17 protein-coding genes are annotated in these 18,632 nt (G+C 37.5%); 12 read left to right on the top strand and 5 right to left on the bottom strand.

Annotated elements, in window-relative coordinates:
- Window positions 1-188: 188 nt before the first annotated feature.
- Window positions 189-533 carry a LytTR family DNA-binding domain-containing protein gene (locus KEM10_RS10490; protein ID WP_212215951.1) on the bottom strand — a complete coding sequence of 115 codons (345 nt, stop codon included), beginning with the start codon at window positions 531-533 and terminating at the stop codon, window positions 189-191.
- A 232-nt stretch (window positions 534-765) separates the two neighbouring features.
- On the opposite strand from KEM10_RS10490, the gene KEM10_RS10495 reads away from it, so the two are divergent.
- The 9 genes from KEM10_RS10495 (at window position 766) to KEM10_RS10535 (ending at window position 12,771) form a co-directional block, all read left to right on the top strand.
- Window positions 766-2,682: a S9 family peptidase gene (locus KEM10_RS10495; protein WP_212215952.1), complete on the top strand. Its 1,917-nt coding sequence runs from the start codon at window positions 766-768 to the stop codon at window positions 2,680-2,682.
- Window positions 2,683-3,218: 536 nt separating this feature from the next.
- Window positions 3,219-4,808, top strand: coding sequence for a bifunctional phosphoribosylaminoimidazolecarboxamide formyltransferase/IMP cyclohydrolase (gene purH / locus KEM10_RS10500; protein WP_212215953.1), 1,590 nt, complete (start codon window positions 3,219-3,221; stop codon window positions 4,806-4,808).
- 12 nt (window positions 4,809-4,820) lie between these two features.
- Window positions 4,821-5,846 (top strand): rod shape-determining protein, encoded by a 1,026-nt coding sequence (locus KEM10_RS10505; RefSeq protein ID WP_212215954.1) that lies wholly within the window; start codon window positions 4,821-4,823, stop codon window positions 5,844-5,846.
- A 76-nt stretch (window positions 5,847-5,922) separates the two neighbouring features.
- Window positions 5,923-6,753, top strand: coding sequence for a rod shape-determining protein MreC (gene mreC / locus KEM10_RS10510; protein ID WP_212215955.1), 831 nt, complete (start codon window positions 5,923-5,925; stop codon window positions 6,751-6,753).
- Complete coding sequence (gene mreD, locus KEM10_RS10515) at window positions 6,746-7,264, top strand: rod shape-determining protein MreD (protein WP_212215956.1); 519 nt, start codon at window positions 6,746-6,748, stop codon at window positions 7,262-7,264. Before mreC ends, mreD begins: the two co-directional genes overlap by 8 nt.
- A gap of 3 nt (window positions 7,265-7,267) precedes the next feature.
- On the top strand, window positions 7,268-9,097 hold the full coding sequence (gene mrdA, locus KEM10_RS10520) for a penicillin-binding protein 2 (protein ID WP_212215957.1): 1,830 nt from the start codon (window positions 7,268-7,270) through the stop codon (window positions 9,095-9,097).
- On the top strand, window positions 9,087-10,505 hold the full coding sequence (gene rodA / locus KEM10_RS10525; protein ID WP_212215958.1) for a rod shape-determining protein RodA: 1,419 nt from the start codon (window positions 9,087-9,089) through the stop codon (window positions 10,503-10,505). The genes mrdA and rodA overlap by 11 nt, the downstream gene beginning before the upstream one ends.
- Before the next feature lie 290 nt (window positions 10,506-10,795).
- Window positions 10,796-12,100 (top strand): KamA family radical SAM protein, encoded by a 1,305-nt coding sequence (locus KEM10_RS10530; protein ID WP_212215959.1) that lies wholly within the window; start codon window positions 10,796-10,798, stop codon window positions 12,098-12,100.
- Between the two features lie 95 nt (window positions 12,101-12,195).
- Window positions 12,196-12,771 (top strand): pentapeptide repeat-containing protein, encoded by a 576-nt coding sequence (locus tag KEM10_RS10535; protein WP_212215960.1) that lies wholly within the window; start codon window positions 12,196-12,198, stop codon window positions 12,769-12,771.
- Window positions 12,772-12,823: 52 nt separating this feature from the next.
- Here the strand turns inward: KEM10_RS10535 and KEM10_RS10540 are convergent, their stop codons facing one another.
- Both KEM10_RS10540 and KEM10_RS10545 read right to left on the bottom strand, forming a co-directional pair.
- Window positions 12,824-13,498 (bottom strand): hypothetical protein, encoded by a 675-nt coding sequence (locus KEM10_RS10540; protein ID WP_212215961.1) that lies wholly within the window; start codon window positions 13,496-13,498, stop codon window positions 12,824-12,826.
- A 44-nt stretch (window positions 13,499-13,542) separates the two neighbouring features.
- Window positions 13,543-15,132 (bottom strand): aspartate:alanine exchanger family transporter, encoded by a 1,590-nt coding sequence (locus KEM10_RS10545; protein ID WP_212215962.1) that lies wholly within the window; start codon window positions 15,130-15,132, stop codon window positions 13,543-13,545.
- Window positions 15,133-15,338: 206 nt separating this feature from the next.
- On the opposite strand from KEM10_RS10545, the gene KEM10_RS10550 reads away from it, so the two are divergent.
- From KEM10_RS10550 to KEM10_RS10560, 3 genes are all read left to right on the top strand, one after another.
- Window positions 15,339-15,665 carry an acylphosphatase gene (locus KEM10_RS10550; RefSeq protein ID WP_244825753.1) on the top strand — a complete coding sequence of 109 codons (327 nt, stop codon included), beginning with the start codon at window positions 15,339-15,341 and terminating at the stop codon, window positions 15,663-15,665.
- A 66-nt stretch (window positions 15,666-15,731) separates the two neighbouring features.
- Entirely contained in the window at window positions 15,732-16,217 is a 486-nt protein-coding gene (locus tag KEM10_RS10555) for an RNA polymerase sigma factor (RefSeq protein WP_212215963.1), read from the top strand.
- An 11-nt stretch (window positions 16,218-16,228) separates the two neighbouring features.
- Complete coding sequence (locus KEM10_RS10560) at window positions 16,229-17,290, top strand: hypothetical protein (RefSeq protein WP_212215964.1); 1,062 nt, start codon at window positions 16,229-16,231, stop codon at window positions 17,288-17,290.
- Between the two features lie 6 nt (window positions 17,291-17,296).
- Here the strand turns inward: KEM10_RS10560 and KEM10_RS10565 are convergent, their stop codons facing one another.
- The gene (locus tag KEM10_RS10565; protein WP_212215965.1) at window positions 17,297-17,563 is read right to left on the bottom strand and encodes a DUF4834 family protein; all 267 of its coding nucleotides are present in this window, start codon (window positions 17,561-17,563) and stop codon (window positions 17,297-17,299) included.
- Window positions 17,564-17,611: 48 nt separating this feature from the next.
- Entirely contained in the window at window positions 17,612-18,484 is an 873-nt protein-coding gene (locus tag KEM10_RS10570; protein ID WP_212215966.1) for a phosphatase PAP2 family protein, read from the bottom strand.
- Between the last annotated feature and the right edge of the window lie 148 nt (window positions 18,485-18,632).

Below are 18,632 nucleotides of genomic sequence, written 5' to 3' on the forward strand. Positions count from 1 at the left end.
AATTTGTTTACAAAATCATGCAACATATGCATGATTAGAAGTGTAAACCAAGTTGATTTCCACGAGCAAAATTAAGCTGTGTTAATTCAATACTATTATAATTATTTACAAAATGTTTATAAAGAATCGATCCGTTTTAATAGCAATTTTTGCCAAAGATTAGCTCTGAAAAAGAAAATATAACCGACTTAGGAGTTTACAGTCAGATAGTGCTGCTTTATTTTTTTTACCAGCATTGAAATATTACGACGAGAAACAGTAAATGAACGACCGTTTTCCATGGTTACCTTAGGTGTATGTTTATAAAAAGCAACCAAAAACAGAACATTGATAATTGTATTGCGGTTAATCTTCACAAATTCCTGCGGAAGCTTATCCTCAATTTCTTTTAAAGCCATACAACACAATATCTTTTCTTCATCATGCAATTCAATAGTAATCACACCATCTATGTAATACATGTGGCATACTTCGGTTAAATTAATCTTACGATACTGTTGTGTACAGTTTAATATTAAACTACTATTCATCATGGGGTTAGATTATAGCAGGTGGATTATTACAAATTTAACATATCTATTTGAACATTGAAAGTTAATTTCTGTTCAATACAGATTAGATTAATATTTTTTTGTATTCGCTATTATTCAAGCCCCACAACTACATAAATAAATTAACACACTGTATAACAATCACCTACCTTGCATTAGTTTAAAACAATTCGTAAATTCAATACTTTAAAAAACATCTTTAAACCTATATCTAATGAAAAATCACCCAGTTTTAAGTCTATTGATGATTGGAACTTTACTGATTACAAGTTGCACTTCATCTCCCAAACAGGAACAGCGCGCTCCTATCCTTCCTCTTGAGGACTTCTTTAAAAACCCTGATAAAACCAGTTTTCAGATTTCGCCTGATGGTGAATACTTTTCGTATCGAGCACCGTACGAAAACCGAATGAATATATTTGTCCAGAAGGTTGGTGAAGAGGGTACTACTCAAATCACCTTTGAAACCGACAGAGATATAGCCGGTTATTTCTGGGCTAACAACAATCGAATTTTGTATGTAAAAGATGATGGGGGTAACGAAAACTATAAAATATACGGTGTTGATATTGATGGATCGAACCTGATCTGTTTCACCGATTTTGAAAATGTTCGAGCGGGCATTATTGACGACCTGAAAGATATACCTGAAGAGGTTATAATAAGTATGAACAAACGCAACCCTCAGGTTTTTGATCCTTATCGTTTGAATATAGAAACCGGAGAAATGGAGTTGCTATACGAAAATCCAGGTAATATTGCAGGATGGATTACCGATCATGAGGGTAAACTAAGAGCAGCCATAGCAATGACTGATATGATCAACCAAAGTTTATTGTATCGCGAAACAGAAGAAAATGAATTCAAGAATATCCTTACCACCTCATTTAAAGAAACATTAAATCCTTTGTTTTTTACTTTTGATAATAAGATGCTGTACGCGTCATCTAATATTGGAAGAGATAAGTCGGAAATAGTGATTTTTGATCCTTCAAGCGCTGAAGAAAAAGAAGTATTATTCAGCCATCCTGATGTGGATGTGAGTGGATTAAACTATTCTGAAAAACGTAAAGTTTTAACAACTGCTACTTATGTAACCGATATGCAAGGCCGTCATTTCTTTGATGATGTGACAAAAGCACTTTATGAACGAGTTGAAAAAGAATTACCCGGATACGATGTATACCTTGTAAGTTCAAACAAAGAAGAAGATAAATTCTTAGTTCGCACCTATAGCGACCGCTCCTTGGGTGCCTATTACTTTTTAGATACTCAAAAAGATAAGCTTACACACTTAACAGATATCAGTCCCTGGTTAGACGAATCACAAATGGCAAAGATGAAACCGATCAAATACACTTCCCGCGATGGTAAAACAATCAACGGTTATCTAACTCTGCCTGTTGGTATTGAAGCCAAGAATCTTCCGGTTGTCATTAATCCTCATGGCGGACCATGGGCACGCGACGAATGGGGTTTCAATCCTGAGATACAATTTTTAGCCAATCGTGGTTATGCTGTTCTCCAAATGAATTTCAGAGGATCAACCGGTTATGGTCGTGAGTTTTGGGAATCATCATTTAAACAATGGGGTCGTACCATGCAAGATGATATTACCGACGGTGTACAATGGTTGATTGATCAGGGCATTGCCGATAAAGAGCGTATTGCTATATATGGAGGCAGTTATGGTGGTTATGCTACTCTGGCCGGTTTAACTTTTACTCCCGATTTATATAAATGCGGTGTTGATTATGTGGGAGTAAGTAACCTGTTTACTTTTATGAACACCATTCCTCCTTACTGGGAACCCTACAAGCAAATGCTTTATGAGATGGTTGGCGATCCGGTACAAGACAGTTTGTTGCTGGCAGATGCATCCCCTGTTTTTCATGCAGATAAAATAACCGCTGCCTTATTTGTAGCACAAGGAGCTAACGACCCACGAGTTAATAAAGATGAGTCGGACCAAATGGTGGCAGCCATGAAAGAACGTGGTGTAGATGTAGAATACATGGTGAAAGACGATGAAGGTCATGGCTTTCGCAACGAAGAAAATCGCTTTGATTTTTATAATGCCATGGAAAAATTCCTGGCTAAGCATTTAGAAAATGAGGTAGTAGAAGAGTAGTAATTAGAATATATAAGAAATAGGGAACGATTCTTTGTTTGCATTTTGCTGATAGAGAACCGTTCCTTATTTTTTAACACCTCATCTCGATCCTCTCCTCAAGGAGAGGAAGACAAGACGATAAAATAACAAGTAACAACTCCTTCTCCTCGAGGAGAAGGTGGGTTGAGGTGACAAAACTATTGCTTATTCTTTGCGATGAACCAAATATGATTGTGATTAAACAGCTTTTTAGATTGAGAATAACCTGATTAATCTGTGGTTTTAAATATTTAATCCTTTAATAATAACTACATCACTACTTCTTCAGCTGAAGGTTGAGATCAGGTCTTTTTTCTTAACAAAAGCAAACAATTCCTAAAAAACCAATTCTTCAATACTAAATCTCAAATTAACTCGTCAATAAAAATAAATATGTCCAAAGCATATTTATAATCGTAAAAATCCGTAATATTATAAGCGTTTTAATGCAAAAAGCACCTTTGCCAAACAGGCTTATTTTCTTATTTTTGCGCTAAAGAACTAATTGGATATAAATGAATACGTTAAAAAAGGTCAAATCGGCATTGGTATCTGTCTTTCACAAAGACGGTTTGGATGAAATAATTAAGACGCTGCACGAGCAGGGAGTAACTATTTACTCTACTGGTGGAACACAAGCTTTTATCGAAGGATTAGATGTTCCTTGTGAGCGTGTAGAAGATCTTACAAGTTATCCGTCTATTTTAGGTGGAAGAGTAAAAACATTACATCCGAAAGTATTCGGTGGAATTTTAGCTCGTCGCGATAACGAGGGTGATTTGGAGCAATTAGCCCAATACGAAATTCCAGAGATTGACCTTGTTATTGTAGATTTATATCCATTTGAAGCTACAGTTGCTTCTGGTGCTCCTTTACAAGACATTATTGAAAAAATTGATATAGGTGGTATTTCTTTAATCAGAGGTGCTGCTAAAAATTATAAGGATGTAATCATCGTTCCTTCAAAAGATCAATACGCTGATTTATTAACCATCCTGAAAGAAAAGAACGGAGAATCAACTCTGGAAGATCGTATGCAATTTGCCGCTGCTGCCTTTGGAGTTTCTTCGCACTACGATTCAGCCATCTCCAACTTCTTTAACAAAGAGAAAGATGATATGGAACGCATCAGTCTGAATAATGGCGATGTATTACGTTATGGCGAGAATCCTCATCAAAAAGCAACAGTTTACAAATTCAACAATACCAAAGAAGGTGCTGCTTTGGCTGATGCAAAAGTATTGCAGGGAAAAGCTTTATCATACAACAATATGTTGGATGCCGATGCTGCCTGGAAATCGGCCAGTGATGCTTACCATGCTGTAACTCACTTAGAGAAGAAATCAGCCGTATCGGTTATAAAACACCTAAACCCTTGCGGTTTGGCTGTGAGCGACGACATTATGAAATCGCTGGAACTGGCATGGGCTGGTGATCCAATCTCGGCTTTTGGTGGTATTATTTGTTTCACTGACACTGTAGACGCTCCTATTGCAGAATGGTTTGCTAAAAGATTTGTAGAAATTATCATTGCGCCTAAGTTTACCGACGAGGCATTAGAAATATTTGCTAAGAAGAAAAACCTTCGTTTGCTTGAGACTCCAATTAAGGAGGCTATCACAGGCGAAAAACTGATCCGTTCCGTGAGTGGCGGTATTTTGGTTCAGGATGAAGACGAAGGAGTTGACGAAAAATTTGAAACCGTAACCAAACGTCAGTTTGCTGATAACAAAATGAATTTGGCTAAATTCGGTATCACAGCTTGTAAGCACCTTAAAAGTAACGCCATTGCGCTAGTTACCGAAAACGAAGACGGTGCTTTCTGGTTAACCGGAGCCGGTATGGGACAACCTAACCGTTTAGACAGTTTGCGTCATTTAACTATTCCTCGTTTCAATCTGAAAGAAGGAATCGATATTAAAGAAGCAGTTCTTATTTCAGATGCATTCTTCCCATTCCGCGACAGTATTGAAGCAGCCAACGAATATGGCGTTAAGTACATTGTTGAGCCAGGTGGAAGTATTCGCGATGAAGAGGTTATCGAAGCTTGTAACGAGTTTGACATGGCCATGATTTTTACAGGAAAAAGACACTTTAAACATTAAAAAACTAATTGGATGGGACTATTTTCATTCTTGTCGCAAGAAATAGCCATTGACCTGGGAACGGCCAATACCATTATCATCAGCGGTGATAAAATTGTGGTAGACGAACCTTCGATTGTGGCATTGAATCGCAAGACAGACAAACTGGAGGCCATTGGCGAAAGAGCTCGTCAGATGCACGGTAAAACACACGATAACATTTATACAATCAGACCACTGAGAGATGGTGTTATCGCTGACTTTAATGCTGCCGAGCAGATGATCAGAGGTATGATCAAGATGACCAATAATAAATCGCGAATGTTCACGCCGTCGTTAACCATGGTTGTTTGTATCCCATCCGGAAGTACCGAGGTTGAGATTCGTGCCGTACGTGACTCGTCGGAGCATGCTGGTGGACGTGAAGTTTATATGATTTACGAGCCAATGGCAGCTGCCTTGGGTATTGGTTTAGATGTTGAAGCTCCTGAAGGAAACATGGTGGTTGATATAGGTGGTGGTACTACCGAGATTGCAGTTATCTCGTTGGGTGGTATTGTTACCAATAAATCTATCCGTATTGCAGGTGATGATTTAACTGCCGACATTATGGAATATATGCGTCGCCAGCACAACATTAAAGTAGGTGAACGTACTGCTGAAGAAATCAAAATACAGGTTGGATCTGCTCTTCCTGAGCTGGAAACTCCACCTGAAGATTTTATTGTGCAGGGTCCTAATCAAATGACAGCGTTACCCATTGAAGTACCTGTATCCTATCAGGAAATTTCACACTGTTTAGAGAAATCCATTTCTAAAATTGAAACAGCTGTATTATCTGCTTTGGAGCAAACACCTCCTGAGTTATATAGCGACATTGTAAAGAATGGTATTTTCCTTGCCGGTGGTGGAGCATTGCTTCGTGGTTTGGACAAGCGTTTGTCGGACAAAATCAATATTCCATTCCACATTGCCGAAGATCCGTTACATGCGGTGGCTCGTGGAACCGGTATTGCATTGAAAAACCGTCATAGGGTATTACCATACCTTATCAAATAAAATTAATTCACCTTAACTGCCTTGCTGATCGGGCAAGGCAGTTTTGTTTTATTACTGAAAACACCCACCACTTGCAATGAGAAGTATTATCCGTTTTATCATTAAGAATCATTTTACCATTCTTTTCGTCCTAATAGAACTGATATCCCTTCTTTTCGTCATCAATTACAACTCGTATCAACGGTCTGTCTTTTTATCCTCATCCAACCATGTAACCGGTGGTTTGTATGAAAGCTACAGCAACAGTACCGAATACCTGATGCTAAAACAGATTAATAACGAGTTGGCACAGGAAAATGCCTATCTGCGAAGTCGTCTTCCCGAATCATTTAAAGCATCAAGAGACTACTTTAATCTGGTCTTTGACAGCTTGAGTCAGCAGGAATATGTTTACCGAGCTGCGAAAGTCATTAACAACTCAACCAACAAACGATTTAACTACCTAACACTTAACAAAGGTCGCAACCATGGTTTAGAAGCCGAAATGGGTGTTATCTCTTCAAAAGGTGTGGTAGGAATTGTTAAAAATATTTCTGACAATTATTCAACCGTAATCTCAATCCTTAACACACGTTTAAAGATATCAGCCAAATTAAAATCATCGGGTTATTTTGGTGCTCTGGAATGGAACGGTGGAAATTATCAATTTGCTCATTTGCGGGAAATTCCGCGTCATGCTAAAGTGAATGTGGGTGATTTGATAGTAACCAGTGGTTATTCTTCCATCTTCCCAAGTGATATTTTAATTGGGCATGTTGAAGAAGTAACCTTAAACCAAGGCGAAAGTTTTTATGATATCAAGGTGAAACTATCGGTTGATTATAAGAATTTGTCTTATGTGGAGGTAATTGGCCATCCATTGAAAGAAGAACAACTAGAACTGGAACAAGAAACAGAAAATGATTAATTTATTACCAAGATATATTTTCAACTTCTTTTTTCTAACACTTATACAGGTGTTGGTACTAAACAACATTCAGTTTAGTGGTTTTGTAAATCCCTATTTGTATGTGTTGTTTATCATCACCCTTCCGTTTGAAACACCTGGTTGGCTTTTATTAGTGCTTGCATTTGCATCGGGCTTTAGCATTGACATATTCAGTAATACCTTGGGAATGCATGCTTCGGCTACCGTTTTAATGGCCTTTTTCCGACCAACAATACTGCGTGCCTTTGCTCCGCGCGACGACTACCAACCCGGAACCATTCCTACCATGGCATATTACGGACCCAGTTGGTTTTTACGTTATGCATTAATCCTGGTTTTTATTCACCATTTGTCCTTATTCTTTATTGAAGTATTCTCCATCACACATTTCTTCTCTACCTTATGGAGAGTATTGGCAAGCTCGGTGTTTACAATGATATTAATCTTTCTATCGCAACTTTTTGGTCGCAGTAAAACAAAAGGGAGGTAAGTCGTGGGAGGAATTAATAACCGCACCTTAGTAATTGCAGCCATAATGGTGGGCATAGGATTGCTATACATTGGCAAACTATTTGTTTTGCAGGTATATGATCCTTCTTATAAATTTTCGGCTGAAAGTAATACCCGACGCAAAGTTACACAGTATCCATCCCGTGGATTGATTTATGATCGTAATGGTAAACTTCTGGTTTCTAACCAGGCCGTGTATGATGTAATGGTTGTACCTCGAGAACTGGCTCCATTCGACTCCTTAGACTTTTGTGAATCATTGGATATTACAATGGAAGATTTGCGGAACATGTTTGATGAGATGAGGGTAAATATTAGAAACAGAAAAATATCAACCTTCAAACCATCGGTTTTTTACAAACAGATGAGTGCAGAACGATACGGACGGTTTCAGGAAAAATTGTACAAATTTAAAGGATTCTTCGTTCAGGGTCGATCACTTAGAAAATATGAGTATCCTTTAGCGGCGCACGTACTAGGCTATTTGGGTGAAGTGGGGCAAAACAAACTCGATCAGGATAACTATTACGAAAAAGGCGACTACGTTGGAATCAGCGGTATAGAGCTAACATACGAAAAAGAACTTCGAGGTACCAAAGGAGTAAACTATGTAATGGTGGATGTTCATGGTCGTTCCAAAGGCTCATTTCGCGAGGGAAGATATGATACTGCTGCTATAACCGGTCAAAACCTTACTTTATCACTCGACATTGAATTACAACAATATGCTGAAAAGCTAATGCAGAATAAAATTGGAAGTATTGTGGCCATTGAGCCTTCTTCCGGTGAGATTCTGACATTTGTTTCGGCACCGGGTTATGATCCGTCTCTTTTGGTTGGCCGAAGTCGGGGGAAAGGATTCAGCACACTGGCAACCGACTCATTAAAGCCCTTAAACAACCGAGCTTTACAAGGCACTTATTCACCCGGATCATCCTTTAAACTGGTAAATGCTGCCATTGCCTTTCAGGAAGAAGCAATTAATGATTACACCCGATTCGACTGCGCTGGTCCATCAGCCACACCAATTCGCTGTACACACCATCACCGTACACCCATTGAAGCTGTCGGTGCCATTGAAACATCATGTAATCCATTCTTTTATCAGGCTTTTAAGCAAACATTGGAACGTCCCGGAGTTAAAACACATGATGGGTATGAAAAATGGTATGAACATGTTCGCAGCTTTGGTTTTGGTGAACGATTGGGCATTGATTTACCATATGAAATAACAGGTAGTGTACCATCCGCCGAGTTTTACGATAAATTGTATAAAGGACACTGGATTGCTTTAACCGTTCGTTCACTGGGCATTGGACAGGGTGAATTATTGGTTACCCCTTTACAAATGGCCAACGAGGCAGCTATATTTGCCAACAGAGGGTACTATTACAGCCCTCATGTGGTAAAGGCTATCGAAAATCAATCTTTGGCAGAGAATTACACTGATAGAATTAATACAACTATTGAACCACATAATCTAACCTCGGTAATTGAAGGTATGTCGAAAGTTTATAGTGGTGAAATAGGTACGGCCCGATATTATCAGAACGATTCCATTGCTATGTGTGGTAAAACAGGAACCGTGCAAAACCCATTTGGTGAAGACCACTCTGTTTTTATTGCATTTGCCCCCAAAGAGAACCCGAAAATAGCCATCAGTGTTATTGTTGAAAACGCTGGTTACGGAAGTACCTGGGCCGCACCTATGGCAACTCTGCTAATGGAAAAATACATTACAGGTGAAATACCACGACGACATAAATATTATGAGAATAAAATGTTAGAAGGAGACTTTATACATGCCGAATAATCAAGTCAAAAAAATAGATTGGGTTGTAGTATTGCTTTATACGCTATTGGTAGGGTTTGGATGGCTAAATATTTATGCCGCCAACTTTAACCCTGAAAATCCTGTGTTTTTTGATACTAAGTTTGAATATTTCAAACAGTTAATGTGGATAGGTTTTTCCTTATTCTTTGTTGGCGTTATTCTTATTACCGACAGTAAATTTTTTGTTGAGTTTTCATACATCTTTTATGGTATTACCATCTTTTTATTACTGATGGTTTTGTTTTTTGGTAAAGAAGTTAATGGAGCTAAAGCGTGGTTTGAAGTTGGTCCTGTTCGATTCCAACCCGTTGAACTTTGCAAACTGGCCACCACGCTTGCTGTTGCACGATCTATCAGCAGATATGGTTTTAGTTTTAATAGGTTTAGCGATTTTGTGAAGGTAGCAAGCATACTGGTATTACCCATGCTTATAATTATCCTACAAAATGATACCGGATCAGCTCTTGTTTTTGCTGTTTTCATCCTGGTATTCTATCGCGAAGGTTTATCTCCATACTACCTGGTATTTGGGCTAATTGCAGCAGTGGTTACTACGCTGACTCTAGTTGTACCGAATGCAACTATCGTTGGATTAATTGCGGTAGGTGTTTTTATAGTTCTTTTCCTTAAAGGAATGCGTATGGAATTAGTTCGTCCCATTCTTATCACCCTGATAACATTAGGTCTGGGCTATTTATTACGAAGGTTCCTAGAAAAAGATTGGCCAACCGAATACATTGTTCTACCTGGTTTACTAATTGCAAGTATATTTTTACTGGTCAAATCATTTGTAAAACGAACTTTAAAGAAGCTACCCGTTTATATTCTTATTTTATGGAGTGCTATACTTCTTACTTTATCTGCTGATTACTTCTTTGAGGAGGTACTTTCAGATTATCAGCGAACCCGAATTAATGTTGTTCTTGGTTTGGAATCAGATCCCTTAGGTGCCGGATGGAATTTAACTCAATCGAAAATAGCCATTGGTTCAGGTGGTTTTATGGGGAAAGGATTTTTAGAAGGTACACAAACCAAATTTAACTTTGTACCCGAACAATCAACCGACTTTATCTTTTGTACTGTTGGTGAAGAATGGGGCTTTGTAGGTTCTGTTGTAGTGGTTGTATTATTTTTAGCACTTTTTCTTCGTTTAATTTTCCTTGCCGAGCAGCAGCATTCAACTTTTAGTCGGGTTTATGGCTATGGCGTGGCATCTATCTTTTTCTTTCATTTTGCCATTAATATGGGTATGACTATGGGGTTAGCACCTGTAATTGGTATTCCACTACCTTTTTTTAGTTATGGAGGCTCCTCATTATGGGGCTTTACCTTGCTATTATTTGTATTTCTAAAGCTCGATACCAACCGTAACGAATTGATACGTTAATCTATGTTAATTGTAAGCAACAGATACAAAAAGCACGCATAACACTTGATTACCGAAGTGTTTTTCAGTAACTTAAAGTATGTGTTGATTTTTAGTTGAGCTGTTTTGAAATAACTTTTTTTTAAACTACTTTTGCAGCGCTCTTTAGGGATTGAAAACTAAGAGTCTCACACCAGGCTAAATACATAATATATCGATTGTTATAATCATTTACAATCAAGCCTGATTAGTATAAACCGATGTTTATTACGTGCATTTTTGCCGAATCATCAAAATAAGTAGTTACGCCTATGAAGTATAGAATTTATGCGCTGCACAATTATCGTCAAATCCCACAGATTGAGAAGCTTTCAGATGAAGATAGATTCAATATCGAAGTAGTTGGCACTGTTCTACCATTCAAAACAAACAGTTATGTTGTTGACGAATTGATAGACTGGGATAACTATAAAGAAGATCCTATTTTCATTCTTAATTTCCCTCAAAAAAATATGCTGGCCGAAGAAGATTTTAATCATATGGCCAAAGTTTTAAAAAGCGGTGCCGATAAAGCAACCATAAAGGAAGAAGCCAATAAAATAAGGGAAAAATTAAACCCCCATCCCGCCGGACAGTTAGAATATAATGTTCCTGAATATGATGGCGTAAAACTTACCGGAGTACAACACAAATACAACGAAACCATGTTGTTTTTCCCTGCTCAGGGACAAACATGCCATGCTTATTGTACTTTTTGTTTCCGCTGGCCTCAATTCACCAATATGGATGAAATGAAGTTTGCCATGAAGGAGATAGACTATGTGATTGGCTATTTAAAAGAACATCCTGAAATTACAGATGTATTGATTACCGGAGGTGACCCAATGGTGATGAAAGGCAAAATCATCGATCAATACTTAACAGCATTGGTGGAAGCCAACATACCACATTTGCGAAATATTCGTATCGGCTCTAAAACTCTTGGATTTTGGCCCTATAGATACCTTACCGATGATGATGCCGACATGGTGCTAAATGCCTTTAAAAAGGTTACCGATGCCGGTTTATCATTAGCTTTTATGGCACATTTCAACCACTATCGCGAGTTGGAAACAGAAGCCGTACAACAAGCTATTAAGAAGATTCGTGCAACTGGAGCTCAGATTCGTACTCAGTCTCCGCTTTTGAATCACATTAATGCTAAACCCGAAATATGGTCAACCATGTGGCAAAAGCAAGTTCAATTAGGAATAATTCCTTACTATATGTTTATTGCCCGTGATACAGGAGCCCAAAAATATTTTGGAGTCTCGCTAGCTGATGCATGGGAGATATTCCAAAAAGCTTATACTAAAGTTAGCGGTATATGCCGTACTGTGCGCGGACCAAGCATGTCTTGCACACCAGGTAAAGTTCGAATTGTTGGAGTTACCGAAGTAAAAGGAGAAAAAGCATTTGTATTGGAGTTCATTCAAGGCCGCAACAGCGATTGGGTAGCTCGTCCGTTTTTTGCTAAATACAGCAACAAAGCATTATGGATGGATGACTTACAACCCGCCTTCAATCAAGAGGAATTCTTCTTTGATCAGGAACTTTCTGATATGTTTTTAGGTTAAGCAACAAATAAACCTTATATATTTAAGCGGAAACAGAGTCATTTTGTTTCCGCTTTTATTTTGTATGTTTATCCCATCATTTATTTTATTGTGATATGATACGCCCATTTTTTGAAGAAGAAGAGTTTTCTGGAATAACATTTACCCAAGACACCTTGAGCAAGGGCGAATATGATAATTGTGAATTCATTAACTGCCAACTTTCAAATCTCAATCTATCAGAATTCACTTTTGTTGACTGTCTTTTTAAAGGCTGTGATTTAAGCACCTCTCAATTAACTAAAACAGCCTTTAGTAATGTTAGATTTAAAGATTGCAAGTTGGTTGGTATGCCATTCAACGAGTGTCACGAATTCATGTTCTCCGTTCAGTTTGAAAATTGCCTGCTAAACTTGTCATCATTCTATAAGAGGAAGATGAAAAACACCTTTTTTATCAATTGCCAACTGGAAGAAGTAGATTTTACTGAAACTGACTTATCGGGATCTGAGCTTCCTGATTGCAACCTTAAAAATGCCATTTTTGAGCGCACTAATCTTGAAAAAGCCAACCTAAGTTCAGCATACGACTTCAATATTGATCCTGATATAAACAGGATCAAAAAAGCCAGATTTTCGCTTCGTGGATTACCCGGTTTATTAACTCAATATGACCTAAAAATTGACATATAAAAAAAGCTGCTTCCATCATTAAAAGCAGCTTCTTTATTATATTTTAATTCTTCTAAAATCTAAAAATCAATCCACCGGAAAAATCTCCTTGCACAGTTAAAACCCCTGTACTAATACCTACTCCAGAAGACGGACCACCACTGCCAATACCCAGAAATAAACCTCCTCCTTCGAAATACATAGGCATTAATAATCTTCCTTGAAGTCGAATACCTATTCTGTCACTTAAATAAAATTTTAAGCCGCCTCCAATAGCACCAGAAAAGGAAACATGATCATCTACTCCACTCTCAACATCAAACCAGGTTACACCCAACGAAATTAAACCAAATGGCTTAACAGGCCCATCCATCACTTCATAAATACCACCTAACTGAAAATAGTGAATGGTCATATCATAGCTTTCACGGATTCCATCATAAGTACTCCATTTAGCATCTGTAGGCGAAAAAGAATAACTCAATTCTCCCATCATTCGGGGCTTTACACCTACCGAAAGAGCTACACCATAGTTCTCAGCATTATACATCTTTAAACGCCCACGATAAGCATCAATGCTACCATTTAGCTGATACCCAAATAAGGGGGTCAGCTCAATAACCGGGCTATTTCCTGATGAAGATTTTGATTCTTCAGGTAGTTTATACATTTGGTGCACCGTTCCACTCTGCGCCCACCCAATAATTGTAAAAAGCAGAAAAGAGACACTTACAATTAGTTTTTTCATTGTTATAAGGTTATGATTCTAATTGTATAGTAAGTACGTAAAATTTAAGCTAATAATCCAAGTATTTGTACAAATATTACCAACAATACCATAGCAACCGGATATACCGTTGCGTATGCAATAGCCGGAGCATTACTATCGGATGTACTATCTACAGCAGCCAATCCAGGTGTACTGGTCATCGACCCTGTAATGGTTCCTAACAATGTTAATATATTTATCGATTTGATGAAATATGCTGCCACAACAGCCATTATCATTGGTATAAGAGTAAGTAATCCTCCAACCACAAATAGTAAAAAACCATATTGTTGATAGGTATCAACCAGGGTAGCACCTGCTTTCGTTCCTACGGAGGCTAAAAACAACATCAAGCCTAACTGACGTAACAATTGGTTAGCTGCACCTGACATACTCCAAATAACCGGTCCGGTTCGACCAATACGACTTAAAATCATGGATACAGCTAAAACACCTCCGGTTAGCCCAAGGCTAAAAGTAAATGAGTGACCAAATGAAAGTGACATTTTTCCAAATAATACACCTAGCACAATACCTGCCGCAACGGGGAAAAAGTCGGTGTCTGATAGTTTCTTATCATCATTACCAAAGATTCTAATTACCTGCATCATATTTTCACGATTACAAGCTACCATTATTTTATCTCCCATTTGCAACTTCACATTGGGCGATGGTGTAATATCAATTCCACTTCGTCGAATACGAGTGACCGTTGCCTGGTAATTAATCCAAAGATTAAAACTGCCTAATGTTGCACTTACAGCTTCTTTATTGGTTACCAATATCGATTGTACTTCATAACCTTTATCCAAAGGCACCTTTTGGTCGGTTTTAGATCCAATTAAAAACTCTATCTTTTCCAATGCAGCTTGTGTACCTACTGCCCTTAATAAATCACCTTTATGCAAAACTGTTTGACGACTTGGCGTTACAGCATGTCCATCATGCATCACACGAGAAATCACAGCTTGTGTCATAGTCCGTACACGAAGCTCTTGTATGGTTTTACCAATTACATTCTCATTCTCAACCCTAAGGCTGATGTGTTTTATTTCAGGATGACCTTCAGTTGATTGTCTTTCGTAATCTTCCTCTGCTTTTTTAATGTTAGCGCGAATAATCTTAGGATAAAACTTTACAAATAGTATCACACCTATCACACCAAAAGGATAAGCAACACCATAACCAATTGAAACCAATGGCGAATTGGTGGTTTCAATAGCCGCCGCCAGTCCGGGCGTACTGGTCAAAGCTCCGGTAAGTAAACCCGTAACAATAGGCATGTCTAGCCCTAAAAAGTAATACGATAAAAAGGCTACCAATGACGCTGAAAAAATAACGGCTGCTGCAATTAAAACCAGATTTCGACCATTCTTTTTAAAAGAATCAAAAAACCCAGGACCCGCCTGAACACCAATGGTATAAATAAATAAAATCAGTCCTATCTTTTCCAGCACACTGGGTAATACAACCCCCATATGACCAAAAACTAATGCCACAAATATAATGGCCGAAATATCCAGCGATACTCCTTTAACTTTGATATTACCGATAATAAAACCTAAGCAAATAATAATAAATAAAGCAAAATAGCTTGTTTGAAGTAGTTCCATGGTTTTGTTAATGTTTGCCTGCAAAGTTAGCTAATTTTAAGTGACCAGAGTTAATATTTATACCATTTATATTCATAAATATTCTTAAACACCCCCTCTATTTAGACTTTTTTTGTATTAAAATTCACTTTTACATTTCACACCCCTATAAAATATTCAAAATTTCTGCATATTTTTTAATATTTTCACGTATCAAAAATAATTTGATGAAGCACTTTCCTTCTTTGTTGCTCTTTTATAAATTTACAGGTATGGAGGATGGTAATATGAAACGTGTTCGAGTGATTGTTGGTGGAAGGGTTCAGGGTGTTGGCTTCAGATACTATGTAGCTAATGGTGCAAAGCAACATTGCATTAAAGGGTATGTGCAAAACCTTTCCGACGGAAGAGTTGAAATTGATGCTGAGGGCGAAAGTGAAAATATACATCACTTTTTATCTGATTGTAAAAAAGGCCCTAACTTCTCAAGAGTCGATACCTTTTTGGTAAGCGACATTCCTTTTTACGGTTTTGATCGATTTAAAATAAAATAATTTTAACCGTGCTGTAACATTCCAATTCACTAGTGCGTCACACCTGTGTCTTATGACAACAAATGTATGACTGTAAAAGAATTTAACCTAGCTGTAGATCAATACTCCGACGGAGTCTACCGCTTTGTTCTCAAGAATATAAAAGATGAGGACAAAGCGAAAGACATTGTGCAGGATACATTTGAGAAACTATGGAAAAAACATTCAGATGTAAATAACGATAAGGTTAAAAGTTACCTTTTTTCTACAGCGTACCATACATTAATTGACCTTACCCGACGTGAAAAAAAACAAGCCCGATGGGATGAAGTAGATGATAACAAACATTCATTTACCGATGGCTATAGCGATTTAAATGAAATTCTTCATCAGGCTGTTGATCGATTACCGGAGATCCAGAAAATGGTGGTGATGTTGCGCGATTACGAAGGATACTCTTACAAAGAGATTGGAGAATTAACCAATCTAACTGAATCTCAGGTGAAAGTTTATATTTTCAGAGCCCGTAAATACCTAAAGGAATACATCGGCAAAATGGAAGTAGTGGTTTAAAAGGAAAGATTATGAAAATTGATAAAAACAATTACGAAGCATACCTACTGGATTATCTTGAAGGAAATATAACTCCTGAAGATAAAGCTATCTTGTTTTCTTTCCTGGATGATAACCCTGAGTTAAAGAGCAACTTAGATGTTCCGGTAGATCTTATTCTACCAAATCCAAACATCGGCCCTTCATTTGATAAAGCTTCTTTAAAGAAACATGAGGCTGAAGAGTTTGACTTAAGTCCGATAGAATATTTATACATTAAAGAACAGGAAGAAGGACTAACTGAAGTTGAGAAAAATGAGCAAAGTATTCTTGAACCTAATGAAGATAAACGATCAAAAGAGCGAAAGTTATATTCTATCAGTTTTTTAAAGCCCGATTTAAAAATACATTTAAGCAACAAATCACAGCTGAAACATTTTACTATCAACAAATTCATTAGCCAGATACGTTTGCAACATGTGGCAGCTGTTATTGCTGTTTTATTAATTGCATCTGCCTTATGGTTTACGCCTAAACAATATACCCGCAATTCGATGGCAGTTATTGTTGACAGAGAAGAAACTTCTACTAATACTGAGAGTGATTTAATAGCTAAAACAGAACCAAAAGTTGATAAAACGCCTTTAATTATTAAGACGCCTCCTTCAAAAGATAGTCTGATGCAGATTGCAAAAGACCCAATGGGTAAGCAAAAAAATATAAATAAGAATAAGACTGCCGTTACTCAACCTAAAAAACAAATTATTGTTGCTCAAAAACTGAGTACCCGTAGCGACATTAACCTTAATCAAACAAAAGAAATAAATGGCTATGAGTATGCACTGAATGTGATGATGCCTCAATATTTATCAAACAATATTTTAAGTCGTGAACTAGCCGAAATTTACAAGAAGATTGAGACCGATGAAGAGGTTCCAACAAAAAACATAGCTTTAGTTGAAGGTGGAGTTAAATTCATTAACTTCTTCTCAAAAGATGCAGTTAGTTTAGATAAATATTACGATAAAGAGGGTAATCTAATTGGCTATAACCTGCAGGGAAACGGATTAAGTGTGAAGCGCAATGCGCAATAAAATCCATTATTTCATCTCTTCAAAATCTACATATTCTCCCTGATTCTCCATAAACGTTGAATCATTCTTCTCCTGTGTGCCTTTATTAATGGTTACAGTTCCTTCTTTTTTCTTTTCTTCCTGTCTGAAATTATTGGCAGCATTTTGCTGTTGTTTTTGCATTCGTTCCACACCTTTCTTTAAGAAATAAGGCATTACTAATCTACCTATAAACTTAAATACATAGTAAAAAACTAAAATATAGAAGATGGTTCTTAACAGACCTACAATCATAATCGACAATTTTTACAAATATAAGTCAATAAACCCGCAATAACCATGCTAAAACTGAACCAACATCGATACGGCTGCTCCTTTGTCAGTTATTGCCGGCACAGCTGTCACATTGTGCTTCTTTTTCTTTGATCGTCTGTCGTAATGCCAGTAAACCAGGTTAGTAAAAGCAATCCCCATAGCTGCTCCAACCGTTACGTCATTAAACCAATGGCGCTGATTTAACATACGCATGGTTCCTACAGCCGAAGCCATTGTATAACCGGCAATGCTATAAAAAGGACTTATATGCCCATATTCACGATGCAAATAAGTAGCAGCCACAAAAGCCTGACAGGTGTGCCCCGATGGAAATGATCTTTCTCCTTCACCATCTGGTCTTATATTATCAGTGGTAGATTTTAATATGGTAACGAAAGATGCTGCCAACAACTCTGATTTGATCAATAACTTAGTGCTCTCCCAGGTGGAATGTTTACCCTGTAATCCAAAGGCCTGTAATCCATAAACCATTGCGATAGGTCCCCATTGAAGATAGTCATCAAAAGAACTATGAAAACCACTAAACTCTTCCTGAATCGAACCATTGATCGAACGTTTCCCAAAGCGATCGGAGGTGTTTGCCGAATTGCCTGAATACATACCAATACCCATTAGCAAGGCAGGCGCGATTAATGACTTTTTTAACCGATTTGAAGGTTTTACGTCGTATTGATAGCTGATTGGATAATCCCAGTTGATATCAGGGCTTATTAGCCTTTGATCCTTTAGATCTAAATCGAGATTAAAGTTGATTTCCGGCTCTATTGAAATGGAATCAATACTAGATAATTTTAAATTAAGAGTAATACGATCCTCTTGTGCAATAATTGTTTGTCCCCACAAAACAATCATTGCAATTCCTAAAAATGCAATTCTCATCCTATACTTATTTGCGTAGCACCCGGTAAAGAGTCACTACTAGTCCCACTCTATTGCCTTTGAATCTATCAATCCCCTATCAAAGACAATCTCTTTAACTATTTCAAAATAAATAATGTTACACTTCCGATGAATTATCTAAAAATTA

Origin of the sequence: Carboxylicivirga linearis (assembly GCF_018271995.1) — a bacterium.
Taxonomy (GTDB): Bacteria; Bacteroidota; Bacteroidia; order Bacteroidales; family Marinilabiliaceae; genus Carboxylicivirga; species Carboxylicivirga linearis.

Coding starts and splice junctions, on each gene's coding strand:
- KEM10_RS10555 (WP_212215963.1), top strand. CDS start 15,732: ATGACTGTAAAAGAATTTAACCTAGCTGTAGATCAATACTCCGACGGA.
- KEM10_RS10540 (WP_212215961.1), bottom strand. CDS start 13,498: ATGAAAAAACTAATTGTAAGTGTCTCTTTTCTGCTTTTTACAATTATT.
- KEM10_RS10530 (WP_212215959.1), top strand. CDS start 10,796: ATGAAGTATAGAATTTATGCGCTGCACAATTATCGTCAAATCCCACAG.
- KEM10_RS10535 (WP_212215960.1), top strand. CDS start 12,196: ATGATACGCCCATTTTTTGAAGAAGAAGAGTTTTCTGGAATAACATTT.
- KEM10_RS10565 (WP_212215965.1), bottom strand. CDS start 17,563: ATGATTGTAGGTCTGTTAAGAACCATCTTCTATATTTTAGTTTTTTAC.
- purH (WP_212215953.1), top strand. CDS start 3,219: ATGAATACGTTAAAAAAGGTCAAATCGGCATTGGTATCTGTCTTTCAC.
- rodA (WP_212215958.1), top strand. CDS start 9,087: ATGCCGAATAATCAAGTCAAAAAAATAGATTGGGTTGTAGTATTGCTT.
- KEM10_RS10495 (WP_212215952.1), top strand. CDS start 766: ATGAAAAATCACCCAGTTTTAAGTCTATTGATGATTGGAACTTTACTG.
- KEM10_RS10560 (WP_212215964.1), top strand. CDS start 16,229: ATGAAAATTGATAAAAACAATTACGAAGCATACCTACTGGATTATCTT.
- KEM10_RS10490 (WP_212215951.1), bottom strand. CDS start 533: ATGATGAATAGTAGTTTAATATTAAACTGTACACAACAGTATCGTAAG.
- mreD (WP_212215956.1), top strand. CDS start 6,746: ATGATTAATTTATTACCAAGATATATTTTCAACTTCTTTTTTCTAACA.
- mreC (WP_212215955.1), top strand. CDS start 5,923: ATGAGAAGTATTATCCGTTTTATCATTAAGAATCATTTTACCATTCTT.
- KEM10_RS10545 (WP_212215962.1), bottom strand. CDS start 15,132: ATGGAACTACTTCAAACAAGCTATTTTGCTTTATTTATTATTATTTGC.
- KEM10_RS10505 (WP_212215954.1), top strand. CDS start 4,821: ATGGGACTATTTTCATTCTTGTCGCAAGAAATAGCCATTGACCTGGGA.
- KEM10_RS10550 (WP_244825753.1), top strand. CDS start 15,339: ATGAAGCACTTTCCTTCTTTGTTGCTCTTTTATAAATTTACAGGTATG.
- KEM10_RS10570 (WP_212215966.1), bottom strand. CDS start 18,484: ATGAGAATTGCATTTTTAGGAATTGCAATGATTGTTTTGTGGGGACAA.